At 63.0% G+C, this 14,552-nt stretch carries 16 protein-coding genes and 1 pseudogene; 3 read left to right on the plus strand and 14 right to left on the minus strand.

What is annotated here, in order from left to right:
- Window positions 1-239 precede the first annotated feature (239 nt).
- The 11 genes from AB4Y36_RS40015 to AB4Y36_RS40065 form a co-directional block, all read right to left on the minus strand.
- A complete protein-coding gene (locus AB4Y36_RS40015) occupies window positions 240-590 on the minus strand; it encodes a hypothetical protein (protein ID WP_368685891.1) in 351 nt (116 codons plus the stop codon).
- Window positions 548-838 (minus strand): hypothetical protein, encoded by a 291-nt coding sequence (locus AB4Y36_RS40020; RefSeq protein WP_368602195.1) that lies wholly within the window; start codon window positions 836-838, stop codon window positions 548-550. The genes AB4Y36_RS40015 and AB4Y36_RS40020 overlap by 43 nt, the downstream gene beginning before the upstream one ends.
- A gap of 333 nt (window positions 839-1,171) precedes the next feature.
- Window positions 1,172-1,864: a GntR family transcriptional regulator gene (locus tag AB4Y36_RS40025; RefSeq protein WP_368602196.1), complete on the minus strand. Its 693-nt coding sequence runs from the start codon at window positions 1,862-1,864 to the stop codon at window positions 1,172-1,174.
- A gap of 121 nt (window positions 1,865-1,985) precedes the next feature.
- Entirely contained in the window at window positions 1,986-2,933 is a 948-nt protein-coding gene (locus tag AB4Y36_RS40030) for an alpha/beta hydrolase (protein WP_368685892.1), read from the minus strand.
- Window positions 2,927-3,214 (minus strand): 2Fe-2S iron-sulfur cluster-binding protein, encoded by a 288-nt coding sequence (locus AB4Y36_RS40035; RefSeq protein ID WP_368602340.1) that lies wholly within the window; start codon window positions 3,212-3,214, stop codon window positions 2,927-2,929. The genes AB4Y36_RS40030 and AB4Y36_RS40035 overlap by 7 nt, the downstream gene beginning before the upstream one ends.
- Window positions 3,215-3,218: 4 nt before the next feature.
- Window positions 3,219-3,533 (minus strand): hypothetical protein, encoded by a 315-nt coding sequence (locus tag AB4Y36_RS40040; RefSeq protein WP_368685893.1) that lies wholly within the window; start codon window positions 3,531-3,533, stop codon window positions 3,219-3,221.
- 18 nt (window positions 3,534-3,551) lie between these two features.
- The gene (locus AB4Y36_RS40045) at window positions 3,552-3,857 is read right to left on the minus strand and encodes a 2Fe-2S iron-sulfur cluster-binding protein (protein ID WP_368602199.1); all 306 of its coding nucleotides are present in this window, start codon (window positions 3,855-3,857) and stop codon (window positions 3,552-3,554) included.
- Window positions 3,858-3,954: 97 nt separating this feature from the next.
- Window positions 3,955-4,971, minus strand: a complete 1,017-nt coding sequence (locus tag AB4Y36_RS40050; RefSeq protein ID WP_368602200.1) for a 2Fe-2S iron-sulfur cluster-binding protein — start codon at window positions 4,969-4,971, stop codon at window positions 3,955-3,957.
- 19 nt (window positions 4,972-4,990) lie between these two features.
- Window positions 4,991-5,470 carry a heme-binding protein gene (locus AB4Y36_RS40055; protein ID WP_368602201.1) on the minus strand — a complete coding sequence of 160 codons (480 nt, stop codon included), beginning with the start codon at window positions 5,468-5,470 and terminating at the stop codon, window positions 4,991-4,993.
- Between the two features lie 29 nt (window positions 5,471-5,499).
- Window positions 5,500-6,954, minus strand: coding sequence for an aldehyde dehydrogenase family protein (locus AB4Y36_RS40060; protein ID WP_368617136.1), 1,455 nt, complete (start codon window positions 6,952-6,954; stop codon window positions 5,500-5,502).
- A gap of 165 nt (window positions 6,955-7,119) precedes the next feature.
- Window positions 7,120-7,851 carry a TenA family transcriptional regulator gene (locus tag AB4Y36_RS40065; protein WP_028205513.1) on the minus strand — a complete coding sequence of 244 codons (732 nt, stop codon included), beginning with the start codon at window positions 7,849-7,851 and terminating at the stop codon, window positions 7,120-7,122.
- 380 nt (window positions 7,852-8,231) lie between these two features.
- Between AB4Y36_RS40065 and AB4Y36_RS40070 the strand changes: the two genes are divergently transcribed.
- A complete protein-coding gene (locus AB4Y36_RS40070) occupies window positions 8,232-9,776 on the plus strand; it encodes a hypothetical protein (RefSeq protein ID WP_368602341.1) in 1,545 nt (514 codons plus the stop codon).
- Window positions 9,777-9,936: 160 nt separating this feature from the next.
- Here AB4Y36_RS40070 and AB4Y36_RS40075 read toward each other — a convergent pair whose 3' ends face one another.
- Window positions 9,937-11,043: a porin gene (locus AB4Y36_RS40075; RefSeq protein ID WP_035513575.1), complete on the minus strand. Its 1,107-nt coding sequence runs from the start codon at window positions 11,041-11,043 to the stop codon at window positions 9,937-9,939.
- 178 nt (window positions 11,044-11,221) lie between these two features.
- On the opposite strand from AB4Y36_RS40075, the gene AB4Y36_RS40080 reads away from it, so the two are divergent.
- Both AB4Y36_RS40080 and AB4Y36_RS40085 read left to right on the plus strand, forming a co-directional pair.
- On the plus strand, window positions 11,222-12,166 hold the full coding sequence (locus AB4Y36_RS40080; protein ID WP_368602203.1) for an ornithine cyclodeaminase family protein: 945 nt from the start codon (window positions 11,222-11,224) through the stop codon (window positions 12,164-12,166).
- Window positions 12,167-12,170: 4 nt separating this feature from the next.
- The gene (locus AB4Y36_RS40085; protein ID WP_368685894.1) at window positions 12,171-13,805 is read left to right on the plus strand and encodes an MFS transporter; all 1,635 of its coding nucleotides are present in this window, start codon (window positions 12,171-12,173) and stop codon (window positions 13,803-13,805) included.
- Between the two features lie 123 nt (window positions 13,806-13,928).
- Here the strand turns inward: AB4Y36_RS40085 and AB4Y36_RS40090 are convergent, their stop codons facing one another.
- Window positions 13,929-14,156 (minus strand): NAD(P)H-binding protein, encoded by a 228-nt coding sequence (locus tag AB4Y36_RS40090; RefSeq protein WP_368685895.1) that lies wholly within the window; start codon window positions 14,154-14,156, stop codon window positions 13,929-13,931.
- A gap of 178 nt (window positions 14,157-14,334) precedes the next feature.
- Window positions 14,335-14,552: pseudogene (locus tag AB4Y36_RS40095) on the minus strand (PLP-dependent aminotransferase family protein); the annotation flags it as partial.

Consider the following 14,552-nt stretch of genomic DNA (forward strand, 5'->3'; position numbering starts at 1 on the left):
CACATTCGGGAAGTAGTGCGACCTGTTTGCGGTCATCGCCTTCAACGAATCGCTTCATGAGTCACCCAGATCTCAGTGCGTTGATTCAGTTTAGGCGACTAACACGTTTTCACACAGGCTGGACCCGTAGCGGACTCTCAGTGCCGCTCAAAGCTGCCATTCGACCTCGGCTCGAACATGGAAAACAGCGCGCCAGACGATTGCGTCCTTACCTTCCCGCTTGTCAGATGTTGGCCCTTCTACAACTGGATAGAGGAAAAATGCGCGCTCACCCAGTCAGAAAATTCTTGTAACTTGGTGTATTTGATCTGAATATCCATCGCTGTATCCCAGAGATGGATCGGTTCTCCGCGGCGGAGCCGCTGTTGGAGAATCTGAAGCTTCGATCGCAACCAGCTTACGCTCGTCGCCGCATCGAAGTGGTATGCATCGAGAAACCGGACGTAGGTATCGCGGTCGACCTTCCCCTCGCATTCCAGAGACCGATCCAATTCGGCGTTGAAGGCTTGCGCGTCGTTCATCACCCATTTCTCAGTTTCGATTGATCCTACCGGCCATTGCGCCCGTCGATGAGCATCGCCTGCAGCCATTTGACTCTCACCGGAGCAACGGCACTCTCGAAAGCGGCCATGCAACGCATGTCGAGGTAATCGTCCTCTATGGACACGAGCCGCAAATCAGGACGTGCAGTTAGCAGCCGTGCTGCCGATTTCTCCGCAGACACCGGCCAATCAAACATTTCACGGGCGTCCGCCGCTGTTATTAACAGTGAGTCGTCACCCGTCTTGTGCGTGGCTGAGAGACGTTCAAGCATTTCACAAAATTCGGCTTCCTTCACTGATTTGACTCCTCTGTGTCTGAATGCAGGTCACGATTGTCGACGATTTCTGGGAGGCGGGCGAACGACCGATCCTCGCCGACCTCTGCCCGATGCGGTCGGCGGCAGTCGACCCACAGCAGCCGGTCGGGACGGAACGACGTCGATGGCTCCTTCCGGACTTTCTTTTGACGTTCGCATATCCGCATCTTTGCGGTCAGCATATCGATTGGAAGCTCGCGCGAACTTCAAGTCTTCGACAGCACAACGTGCCCCGAGTCCAGGCATGAGGGTGGAAAAAATGCAGGAAGGCCTGGCAGGGGAACGCCGTCGACGTCCGGGTAATGCAGAAGCCTATCCCGCTGCCTTGCTCAAATAATGCTGCGCCGCACGCATCACGTGACGCTCCGCCAGCAGGGCTGCGAGCGCCGCGTCGCCGGCCTGAACCGCTCGCAGAATGGCGGCGTGTTCGTCCCACGTCATGCGGATCTCGTCGTCATTCGACTTAGTGAAGAGCCGGCGCGTACGATCGCGCAGCGAACGCATCAAGTCGGCAAGGATCATATTGGCCCCGGCCGCATAGAGCAGATCGTGAAACTGGGCGTTCAGGTCGAGCAGTCCGGCGGTTTGTCCGTTGCTCGCGCGCTTCTTGCCTTCCTCCAGCACCCGTTCGATGCGGGCCGAGAGTTCCGGCGTGCAGTGTTCAGCTGCGAGCCGAGCGTTCAACCCTTCCAGGGTCGCGCGGATCTGCACCATTTCGCGCGCGGACGACGGGTCCAGCGATGCGACGACCGCACCATGGCGCGGGCGGACTTCCACCAGACCTTCTGCGGCGAGCGCGCGCAGCGCCTCTCGCACTGGCACGCGCGAGACGTCCAGTTCCTCGGCGATGCGGCCTTCCACGAGGCGGTCGCCCGGGGCGTAGACACCCGCTGTGATGGACTCGCGGATGCGCGCAAGCACCAGCTCGGACAACTGCTTATGCCGGATGGGGGCGGATCGCTCAGATTGGCCGGCCGGGCCGGATGTATCCGGGAGGGTACTCATCGAAACTCCACGCTCTATGCCGGCCACGCCGACAACGCCCCATTTTAACGCACGGCGGAAATTGTAGACAGTACACGTCATACCGTTTGAGTTGCGTCATAGGGCTCGGTGTGGCGTCCGCTTAGCTTTCCCGGTTGGCGTCATCGATGAATGCAAGGATCTCGTTGCCGAGATAGGTCTCCCCTGAGTTGAAGTGCGCGACGATCGACGTGTGATTGTGCCCGCGCATCTGCACGAAACGCGGCGGAACGCCCCGATGGCGCAGGGCATCGATGAACAGTTGGGCGCCGTACTCGTCGAGGTACGGATTTTCGTATTCGGCGACCGCAATCATCAGCGGTACCGCCGAGCGGGCTACGTGGGTGAGCGGAGAGCGTTGCGCGTACAGCGTTTCGTCTGTGCCGAAGTACGCGCGCACGGGTTGCGCATTCGGGTTGCCAGGCCTCACGTCGGCAACGATTCGCGCGCTGATCAACACCAGGCCGGCCACGCTTTGCGTATTCGCGCGGACCGCGAGAGCGGGGTCGAATAGACAGGCGGCGGCATGCGCGCCGCCCGCCGAGTGTCCGATGACGAAGATGCGGCGGGAGTCGAAGCGAAGCCGGGCGGCCAGTCCGCGAATGAATGCAAGCGCATCGGCGACGTCCTCGGCGCCGCCTGGATAGGGGGCGGCGTCGGCGAGTCGGTACTCGACGTTGAAGGCCACGAGTCCCTGGTTGGCGAACCAGTGGCACACGTTGTCATAAATCTCGCCGTTCACGCTCTTGCTACCGCGGACAAACGCCCCGCCGTGAACGAATACCACGGCGTCGCGCAGGATGTCGCCGTGCGGCGGCCCGGGAGGATGAAAGATGTCCAGCGTATGGCGGCTGTGTTCGCCGTAGCGCACGTCCCGTTCGACGGTGGCGAGCTTCGGCGCCGAGGCTACGACCGGGGTGTAGGTGTCGACCACCGCCTTGCGATTGCCGACGATATCGTCGGCCCAGCGCGGACCGAGCGCGTTCATCGCGCGACGGTCATCTTCTGAGAGGGTGCTGAAAGGCGCGAGAGCCGGATCGGATTTCACCATGACACGCTCACATCGCCCTTGACGAACGTCTGACACGCCATCCGGTAGCCGGCCGCGATCTCTTCCGGACTGAGGTGCCGCTTTTCCTTCGGTTTGACGGTATCGGTATTTTCGAGTCCGCGCTCCACCTTGCACTTGCAGGTACCGCAGAGGCCGCCGCCACATTTGAACGGAATCCCGCCCTGTTCGCGCAGGGACACGCGCAGCAGATTGCTGTCGGGCGGTGCCGCTACCGTCTTGCCGCCGTTGCTGATGAAAGTAACCTGAATCATGGAGTGGATACGCTCAAGAAACGATGACGGGTTCGGCGAGTACAACGAGCCGTGCATCGGCATGGCTCGCACTAACCAGGCGGGTTAGCGAACCGAGCGCCGCTTCGCGCGTGTCGAAATGCTCGAAGAACCGCGTCGGTACGAGGTTGATGCTGGCGGGCGCCGTCTCCTCGACGATCCTCACGCGCGTTTCCCGTTGAAGCTCCGCGATCGTGAAGGTTGCGATGTGCCGCCCGTCATAGTGGTACGCGAGCGCTTCGAGCGGCCGCAGACCGTCCGTCGCCTCGCTACGGTACTGGCCCGGTTTGTTGGTCAGGATGATGTACATGGAGAAGGTGTGCAAAAATCAGGATGTCAAAGCGTCGTGCTGGACGAGCTCGATATCGTGGTCGATCCACAACTGGCACGCGAGACGGAAGCCCTGGGCGAGCCGCTCCCCGAGCTGCTTGCGCTCCTTCCAGTTCGGCTCGGGCAGATGTTCGGCGCCGCTGAGTACCTGACAGGCGCATTGGGAACATTTCCCCATGCCGCATTCGTAGCGAAGATGCGGATACGGAAACTGACGAATACCGGCCCGCACCACGAGATTGGTGTTCTCCTTGACGGAGTCGCGATACGTCTCGCCGTTTTTGTGAAACACGACATTTGGCATTACTGTCTCCTCGCCGCAGCGTTTGGCCGCGACGCAATGCATGAAGCAACGGTCATCTCGCATGACCTGCATAACGCGTCAGCAACGACCGGCGCTCTTACGCCTGCACGGCCGAGGGCGCATGCTGGAACGTGAAGCCGTCTGCATAGAAGTACCGCGGGCTCACGCCGCGACTGGCGAATTCACGTTTGGCCGCGGCGATCATGTCCGGCGAGCCGCACGCGTAGACGGCATATTCCGTGAGGTCGGAAAAGCGCGCGGCAACGGCGTGCTGCACGTAGCCGCGCGCGCCGGTCCAGTCCGGAGCACCGCGCGAGAGCACCGGCGTGTAGTCGAAGTCGTCGTGGTGCGCGGCAAGCGCGCTCAATACTTCGTGCAGGTACAGGTCAGACGGCGTTCGGCCTCCCCAGAACAGCGATACCGGCGGATGGTCGGGATCGGCGAGGATCTCGCCGAGCATCGCATGCAGCGGCGCGATGCCCGTGCCCGTCGCGATCATCACGATCGGGCGATAGTCCTCTGCGTGATAGCCGAATCCGCCGAGTGGCAGCTCCACGTCGAGCGTGTCGCCGGGCGAGAGGGTCGGAAGCAGGGTGTCGGTGAAGAAGCCGCCTTCAATCCTGCGGATATGAAGTTCCACGGTCGCCGCGCCTGCCGCCGATGCCATCGAGAAGCTGCGTACGCCCGCCTCGCCGAGATGCACATGCAGGTATTGACCCGGCCGGAACGCAATCCGCTCGAGGCCGTGAATGGCGAGCGTCAACGCCACGACTCCAGCATCATGCCGCTCGATCGCATGCACGGACGCGCGCTGCCGCGCCGGCGGCATGGGTGCTGCCAGCGGCCGGTCCGTGCTGAGGACGAGGTCCGAGGTCGCGCGCGCCTGACAGGCCAGCGCGTAGCCTTGTTCGGTCTCGGCTTCCGAGAGGCCCGGCGGCGCTTCGTCGTAACGCACCGCGCCGCTCACCAGCCTGACGCGACACGTTCCGCAGGCCCCGAAACGACATTCGGAGGGCAGCATGACGCCCGCGCGCACGGCGGCGTCGAGTACGCTCTCATCGCTGGCGGCCTCGAACGTGCAACCTTCCTCGATCCACATGACCCGATGGTCCATGACGGCACCTTTCCTCGCGTTACAATTTGATATCGGCCTGAACCAGCACTTCGCGACCGGACTCCCGCAGCACCTCGCGCAGCGCCGTGAGGCCTGCGAGCGCTGCTTCGGTATCCTGAGCACCATTGCCGCCGCTCAGACCGATGCCCCCCACTACCTGGTTGTCCACGACAACCGGAAAGCCGCCGACGAATGCGGCAAACTTGCCGTCGAAGCTCCACTGAATGCCGAAAGCCTCATTGCCGGGCAGCGCCGGGCCGTTCGGCGGCGTGCTGAAGAGATGCGTCGAGCGCTTGTGGCCCGCCGCGGTGAAGGCCTTGTTCCAGGCGATCTGCGGGCCTGTGATGCGACCTCCGTCCATGCGTTCGAGCGCAAGAGGAAAGCCCCCTTCGTCGGTTACGCAGACGGATTCCAGCACGCCGATTTCATGCGAGCGGGCGATAGCCGCGGCGATCATGTGGCGCGCTTCGGCCAGTTCGAGTTTGAAGAATGATTTCATGTGCGAGGCTTCGATGGAGTGGGGCGGCTCTAAACGCCGCGATATACGGTCTTGGTTTGCAGATAGAACTCGAGCCCGTCGCGTCCCGATTCGCGAAAAGTTGCCGTGCTCGAACGCTTGAGTCCGCCGAACGGCGCGTTGACGAGATTGCCCGTGGTCGTGCGGTTGATCTTCACGGTGCCGGCTTCGATGTCGTGCGCGAAGCGTTCCATCAACGCAGCGTCGCGCGTGACGAGCGCGGCGGAGAGGCCATATTCGGTGTCGTTGGCGACTGCGATCGCGTCGTCGTAATCGGCGACGTCGATCACCGCAATCACCGGGCCGAAGATTTCCTCCCGCGCGATCCGCGCCTCGCGCGGCACGTCGACGAAGATCGTGGGTTCGACGTAATAGCCGTGCGCGAAATCGCCATGGGTGATTTGCTTGCCGCCTGTTGCGAGCGTAGCTTCGGCATTGCCGGCTTCGATATAGGACAGCACGGAGCGGAACTGCCCGGCGGTCGCGAGCGGGCCGATGTCCACGCCCGGCGTCATGCCGTTGCCGATCTTCAGCGTCTGCGTCTTTTCGACGAGTCGCGCGACGAAAGCCGCTTTTGCCTGCGGGGTGACGAGCACCCGGCTCGTACCGGTGCAAGCCTGGCCGCTGAGCGAGAAGCCGCCCTTGATGGTCAGATCGACCGCGAGCGGCACGTCGCCTTCTTCGAGCACGATGAGTGGGTTCTTGCCGCCGAGTTCCATCTGCGTGCGCGTCGACAGCGCCGCGGCGCGATGAATCTGTTCGCCTGCCGATGTCGAACCGGTGAACGAGATCGCGCGGATTTCCGGCGCCTCGATGATGCCGGGACCGACCTCGGCCGCTCTTCCGGTGATGAAATTCAGTACGCCGCGCGGCAGTCCCGCTTCGACGAGCGCTTGCGCGAGGCGCAGCCCTGAAAGCGGCGCATCCGACGACGGCTTGAACACGACAGTGTTGCCGCACACGAGCGCTGGCGCGATCTTGCGCGCCGGTATCGATACCGGAAAATTCCACGGGCTGATGATGGTTACGACGCCAAGCGGCTCGCGCAGCGTGTAGACGCTCATCTTCGCGTCGTCGGTAGGGAAAGTTTCGCCGCCGAACGACTGTGCCTCTACGGCATAGAAGCGCAGCGTCTGAGCCGAACGGGCGAATTCGTCGCGGGCAAGGCCGCGCGGCTTGCCCTCTTCGCGGGAGAGTTCGTCGCCGAATCGTTCGGCGTGTTGTTCGAGGTAGTCGGCGGCCTTCAGCAGATACTGCGCGCGCGCCGCGACCGACAGTTTCTTCCAGCCGGCGAAAGCCGCCGAAGCAGCCTTCACGGCCGCTGCCGCGTCGGCCGCCGTCGAGGCCTGGAAGTGGCCGACCAGATCGCGCGTATCGGCGGGATTGCGATTCTCGAAGGTGGCGCCAGAGAGGCTCGCACACCACTCGCCGTCGATGTGGTTGAAAAAGGTGGAATCGTTTGTCATCACTGAGTCATCCGGTGACAGAGACCTGCGCATGGCCGTGCCTGCGCATTACACAAGAGCGACGTGCCGCTGCAGCCCGGCGGAGAGACTCATCCGCCGGATACCGGCAGCCGGAACGCACCGCAAACCAGCCGCACGCGTAGCGCGTACGGCCGGTATCGTTCGTCAGGCCGCGAGACCCAGTTCCGGCAGCGGGATCTCTTTCTCGACGTAGTCGTAGTAGAGCGCCGTTGTGTAAAGCAGCCGCATCTGCGCGCCCACTTCGCAGATCTTGAGGCAGCGCTGTTGCAGTTCCGGCGTGTTGGCGTGTTCGAGCACGATCTGGTAACCGCGCTCGCCGTGGATCTCGTCGGAGACGATGTGCAGGTCGAAAAATTCGACCTCCTCGTCAGTGAACTTGTATTGCTCGCGCAGCGTCGGGGTTTGCTTGCGATAGATCGACGGCACCTGCGACTCGAGGCCGACCACCAACGCCGCCACGGCGACGATCGGGTCCTCGCGCATCGCGACGGCATAGCACCAGCCTTGCAGGCCGCGCGTAGTCGGCGACATGTTGTCGGGATTGGTGACGCGTTCGCGGGTCGTGCCGCAGGCTTCGGCGAAGCGGATCAGCAGATCCGTGTGACGGTCGCCGCCGATTTCCTCCTCGTACATGTTCGCGAGGATGAAGTCTTTCGCCTCGGTCATGTGCTCCGGCATGCGCGCATACAGGTAACCGAGGTAATCGGCGAACGGGCCGACGTAGTGGTAGTGATTCTCTGCCCAGCGTGCGAGGTGCGCACGCGTGAGCTTGCCGCTCGCCCACGCGATGCTGAACGGAGCCTGGTTAGCGCTCTTTCCTTTGATTGCTTCTTCCAGCGCGGCGCGGAAAGCGTCGCGCGACATCAGTTCGGCCATTCGAGACTCCTTGAGAAGTGTGACGTTACCGGCTGGCAGGGTGCGGCGGTTACGTTAAGTACACTGTATACAAAAAGCTAAGTCTTGAAAAGTGGAAAAGATTTGAAGCGCGCGTCGTAAGAAGTCGGGTGCTGCCTTCACGCACTCTCTTTACAGTCTGGATGTATCAACAGGAAGCCCGACCAGCGGGCAGGAGGGCCTTTTTTTGCACGATGCTTCCCGGCGATACGCGATAGCGTGATGGGCCTGATTGGTCATCTGGGCCAGGGTTAACGAGATTATTTTTTTCGTTGCAGGTCAATTTTTTGGTACATAGTATACCAACAAGCGCAAACCTTTCTAAAACCCGGCGCTTCTAACGAAGCGTTCCTGGAGAAATGATGGACTCCCATGTCGTGCTCACATCGGCTCACTGGACTTACCTCTGCGGTGTCGTCGCAATCATTGCCACCCTCGTCCTCAGAGCGAACGTCGTACTACCGGCGGTCATCGCGACCTTTGCCACCGTGCTCGTCTATTCCGGCCATCTGTCGAGCGCCTTCGAAGCGGTGTTCTTCGCGCCTCTCACAGCTGCGCGTGAACTCTTCAATATCTTCCTTGTGATCTCGCTGATGACCGCGCTGCTCAACGCGCTCAAGCAGATCAACGCGGACGTCAGAATGGTCCAGCCGTTTCGCAGCATCATGGTGAACGGACATGTCGGATTCTTCGTGCTCGGATTCGTCAGCTATGTGCTCTCGCTGTTCTTCTGGCCGACACCTGCCGTTCCGCTTATCGCGGGCATTCTGCTGCCCGCGGCGATCTACGCGGGCGTGCCACCGCTTGGCGCGGCGCTGTGTATCGGCATCGCCGGGCTCGGTACGGCGCTTTCGTCGGACTATGTCATCAAGGTCGCGCCCGGTATCAGCGCGAAGGCGGCGGCTGTTCCGATGCCTGCCGTCGCAGACAAGGCATTGCTGCTCTCGCTGATTACCGGTGGCGTGGCCTTCACGATTGCCTATCTGCGCATCCGCAGCCAGATCCAGAAACCGAACGTTGCGCACCTCGAACGCTGGGAAGCGACGCAGGTGACCGCGAACTCGGTTGTGTCGCATGCTCCGGCGCGTCACGCGCGTATCCGCCGCGGCAAGCCGCAACACGCGTCGGTGGGTGAAGGCGGCCGTGCAGGTCATGCGGCGCCGGTGATCACTGCGCCGCGGGATCTGCTGACGCCTTCCCAGGAGCGCTGGTCGAAGTGCTTCGCCATTCTCGTGCCGCTCGCGTTCGCCGCCATCGTCGCGTTCATGGTGCTGCCGCACGTCGTGCCGGGTTTCAAGGGGGCGAGCGGCAACGCGGCGGCCGCGCTCGTCGGTGGCGTCTCTGCGTTGCTGATGGTGGCCGTCGCCACCGCGCGAGACTATCGTTCGGCATGCAAGAGCGTTGCGGATCACGTGACGGAAGGGTTCCTGTTTTCCTTCCGTGCGATGAGTTCGGTATTGCCGATCGCCGGTTTCTTCTTCATCGGCGTGGCCGGGACGGCGGCCCCGATCTTGGGCCTCGCGCCGGGCGTGGCCGCGCCGGGTCTTCTCGCGGATCTGGTCAAGGCGGGCGAGCAATACATTCCCCACAACCAGTTCTTCGTGTCCTACGGCATCTTGTTCGCGGGCATGGTAACGGGGATCGACGGTTCCGGTTTTGCGGGCTTGCCGCTAACCGGGGCGCTCGCGGGCGCGCTCGGACGTGCGGTCGGGTTCGATGTGTCGACGCTCGCCGCAATTGGCCAGATGGGTTCTGTGTGGACCGGAAAAACGCTGACTGCGTGGTCCGCGCTTGCCGCCGTCGCGAGCTTTGCGCGCGTGCCGGTGCTTCAGGCAGTGCGGTATCTTCTGCTGCCGGTGGTCGCCGGTCTGGTGGTGTCCACCTTCATCGCGATCATCGTGTGGTGAGCCCCACGCGTTGACGCGCACGCTCGCAGACTGAATGCTTAATCTCGCGGCGCCCCGCACCGGAAAGTGCGAGGGCGCTGTTTTTATTCTGAAGCACGTGGGAATACGGGGAAACGAACCGGCGCCGCGCCGCGTGCGTCGCCGTGAACCTGGGAAGGCGTCAGAACCGGTGACGCATACCGACAGCGATGGCCGCCTGCTCGCTCGTCGTCGAAGCTGAGAGGAACTGGCTAACCTGGGCGAACTTCGCCGAGCCGATCGCGTGCTGCCCCGTGCCCATCAGATAGACATCGGTGCGCTTCGAGAGGCTGTAGTCGAAGAAGAGATCGGCCTGCTCGTAGCGTGGACGACTGTCGCTTGCGTCGACGCGTCCATCGGTATAGACGAACGCGACGCCGAGCAGTGCGGCGGGCGTGAACCGGTACGAGGCATTGACCTCGTAGTTCTGGAAGCGCACGTCCTGGCCGCCGAAGCCGCCCTTGAAGGTCGACTGCGTGAACGCGCCGCCCACCTTGGCCGAACCGAATTGATAGCTCGCGCCCACGCCGAACACCTGGTACGCGTGTGCCGCAATGGCATAGCTGCCGTTCACGCTGTTCGCGGTGGTCCAGAACGTGCCCGCGGCGAGCGCACCCGGATGGTCCACATGCGTGAATGCCGCCCCGGCGTACAGCCCGCCTGCTGAATAGTGGGCGCCGACGCTATAGACGCTGTTAGTGGCGATCGAGCCGGGCTGACCACCCGGTGCGTACAGTGCAGTGAACTGGGTGCCCGAAAACGTCGGACTCACGTATTTGATCGTGTTGTTCACGCGAAAACCGCGATTGGTATTGTCGTTGTCGCCGGGGTGTTCGAAGAGTACGCCCCACTGGTCCGTCGTGACAGGCGAGATCTGCTCGACCATCTCTTCGTATTGGCGACCGAGGGTGAGGGCGCCCAGATGGTCGCTGGAAAGGCCGACATACGCCTGACGGCCGAACATGAGGCCACCCTGACCGAGCGTGCCATTGGCAAGCGAGAAGCCGTTCTCGAGGACGAAGACGGCGTGGAGGCCAGCGCCGAGATCCTCGTTCCCGCGCAGCCCCCAACGGCTTCCCTGCGTGATGCCGCTCATCTCCTGCCAGGTCTGTCCGCCTTTCTGATTGGTCGTATAAGCCAACCCTGCATCGATGATGCCGTACAACGTCACGCTCGACTGCGCGTGAGCGGTGCCGGCTACGGCGAGCGCCGCACCAGCGGCGATGACTGATCGTTTTGTTACCGCCATGCCTTGAGTCTCCTGAAATGGGGATAGCGAAGCTGGATGGATTCGCATTTGGTATACGATATGTTCAAAAATGAGCTGTCAAATGAGGAAATTCCACGCCTTGTGGTCTATTTATCTGTATGTTGTATACATACTGCACGACATCTCGTATGATCGAGCCATTCACTCAAGGACTGACATGATTCATCTGACCGACAACGAGATCGACGGGCTGGTCGACTTCTCCTCTGCGATTCCCGTCCTCGAGCGCGCGTTCGTCCAGCTCGCTTCGGGAGGGGCCTCCGTACAGCAGCGCATTCGCACCGAAGCGGATGGCGTCAAGCTCTCCACGCTGGGCGCCGTGCTACCTCTGGAAGGCGTGGCCGGTGCGAAGGTCTATACGACGATCGCCGGCCGTTTCAACTTCATGATCGTGTTGTTCTCGACGCACGACGGCAGTCTGCTCGCCACGCTCGACGCGAATGCGCTGACGCGCATCAGGACGGCCGCATCCACCGTGCTGGCGGTGCGTTCACTGGCGCGTCGCGGCGCGCAAACGGCTGCAATCTTTGGCGCTGGAGTGCAGGGGCGCGCGCATGCTAGTGCGCTTGCGGCGCATACCGGGTTGAGATCGTTCCGTATCGTCGGTCTCGACGATGCCGCCGCCGCGGTGGCGAGCTTCAACGAAGAACAGGGATCGAGCGACGTAGAAGCATTAGCTTGCGACGCGGCCCGCGCCGTGCGCGATGCCGACGTGATCGTGACCGCCACGCGCGCGGGGCAGCCGCTAATCGACGGCGCGGGCGTGCAACCGGGCACGCTCGTCGCCGCGATCGGGTCAAGTCTGCCGACCACGCGCGAACTCGATGACACCGTGCTTGCGCGTGCTGCGCGCATCGTTGTCGAACTGCGCGAACAGGCGCGCGTGGAGGCTGGCGATCTGCTGCTCGCGAGGCCTGGTCTTGTTCAATGGGACCACGTGCTCGAACTGGGAGACGTCCTAAGCGCACGCGTGGCCGGCCGGCAGAACGAAGACGACATCATCGTCTACAAAGCCGTCGGCATCGGTCTGCAGGACATCGCCCTCGCAGGCCTCGTATGGCGCAATTACCTCGCACGCGCGGGCAATCACACTGCGGGCTGACGCCATGAGTCAGAACCTGCAGAACCTCTCGGGTGTCGAGACCCTGAATGCCGGCGGGCATGCCCAGGCGCGGACGTTCGCGCAGTCGCTATGCGCGATGCTCGGCCTGTCCAGCGTCGTCATGATGGTCGCCATCGATCAGACCGTCGTAGGGACGGCGTTGCCCACCATCGTCGCTGATCTGAAGGGCTTTGATCTCTATGCGTGGGTGGCGACGGCCTATCTGCTTACATCGGTAATCACCGTGCCGATTTTCGGCAGGCTGGGGGACTGGTTCGGGCGCAAGCCCCTGATCATTGCGGCCATCGTCCTCTTCACGGGTGCGTCGGCGCTATGCGGCGCGGCCGGCAGCATGGCGACGCTGATCGCATACCGCGCGTTGCAGGGGGTTGGTGGCGGCATGCTGGTCGGGACCTGCTTCGCGTCGATTCCCGATCTCTTTCCGGACCCTCTCGTGCGGCTGAGGTGGCAGGTGCTCTTTTCGAGCGCCTTCGGCGTCGCCAATGCAATCGGACCGTCGCTGGGCGGTTTTCTCAGCCAGCACTATGGATGGCGCTCGGCCTTCCTCGCGAACATCCCCGTCGGCCTCGTCAGCCTTTGCCTGACGAGCGGCTTCCTGCCGCACATCCGCCACGTGCACCTTGGGAAGCTCAATCCCGACTGGCGCGGAGCCCTGTGGATCGCGCTCACCCTGGGCGCTTCTCAGCTTCTGGTCGAATCCGTGGGGCGGCACGGGATCGATCTCACCGCTTGTATCCAGGCGGCCGTATTTGTCGCGGGACTGGCGCTGCTGGTTCGTGAGGAGCGTCACGCGCCGCAAGCGATCCTGCCTTCCGCGCTGCTGCGCGATCGCGTGATCGTCGTGCTGCTCGTGCTTTCGCTTCTGATGGGCGTCGCCATGTTTGCGTTGCTTTTTTACGTGCCTCTGCTTTTGCAAGGCGCGCTCGGGCTCGGCGCGGAACAGGCGGGCGTCGCCGTGACGCCGCTCGTCGTCTGCATCACAGTGGGCACAATCGCGAACACGCGCATCGTCACCCGGATCGCCAACCCGAATCTGCTGCTCTACGCCGGATTTGCCTTGCTGGCCGCTTCGTGCGCGGGGATAGCGTGCGTTCCGGTGCGCGACGGCGGATTGGCATTGCCTGCCGCCATGCTCATCGGCGGCGTCGGCATCGGCTTCGTCATGCCAAACCTGACCGTGTTCGCCCAGCAGGTCGCGGGCAAGCAGCAACTCGGCATCGCTACCGCGATGATCCAGTCGGCGCGGATGGTGGGCGGCATACTCGGTACGGCCGTGGCCGGGGCAATTGTCCATACGCGGTATGTGTCCGGGCTCGAGAGCCGGCTTGCGGCGCGCGGCGCGTCACTCTCGGGGCCTTTCGCGGCGTTGCGTATTTGGCGATGTTGTCGCGTATCGATGCTGGGTCTTTCGGCTCCCAGGCCTGTACCAGGTACCGGGACCGTAGAAGAAGCCGTAGCGCAGGACCACGCCTTCCAGCGCGATCGAGCCCGTGACGCGATTTTCGTCGGCACCAATGACCCGCGCACTATCACCAATCTCGCCGGGCGCGTCGTAGCGGAGCGCGGCTGTCTCGTCGGCCAGCGAGCCCTGCGGGGCTTCGAGGTAGAAGCCACGTGATTGCAAGACATAGCGTTTGACGCCCAGCGCCTTGGCAGCGGACAGTAGATTGGCGCCGCCTTCGCGATGCAGGCGCGTATCGTTGGGCATAGACTTGACGATGTCGGCAGGATTCGCCGGAAGCTACGTGAGTTGGTCGATGACCACATCGGGCGACGCCGTCGCGATGGCATCCTTCACGGACTCCGCATGAAAGGCGTCCGCCAGGGTCACGCGGGCGCCAAGCGCGCGAAGCCTGTCGGCACCCGCGCCGGCGCGAGTCATCCCCGTTACCTCATGACCCTGCGCGCAGAGCACGCGCACCGGCGGCAGTCCAACGGCGCCGGTGGCGCCTGCAACGAAAATCTTCACGATTCCTCCTAAGACTGCGTGGCGACGCAGTGCAGCGGTGACTTAACGATATGGCTCAGCGCAACGTGACGCGCCAGCCAGTGAACGGCATCGCGTCCGTTCACTGGTCGTTTAAAAAGTACCAAAGACCGTAAGAAATGGCGTACCAGCTGGCCCACGACCTGCCGGCGCTTTCGCATCAGCTCAGCTTGCGGATCAGCTGATGCAAGCGATCGCAGGCCGCTGGAATCTGTTGTTCGATCGCCGGCGCAACGCCAAGCAGCAGCCCCGAGCGCTGCGTGGACTCGGAGCAGTACCAGATCGATAGCGGCGCGGGCGCGATCCCGTAGGCATAGGACTCCCGTGCGATCCGCTTGTCGTCGGCGCCATCGGCGAGCCGAACCACCACTGCCAGAC

This window comes from Paraburkholderia sp. BR10936, from assembly GCF_040965735.1.
Classification (GTDB): Bacteria; Pseudomonadota; Gammaproteobacteria; order Burkholderiales; family Burkholderiaceae; genus Paraburkholderia; species Paraburkholderia nodosa_A.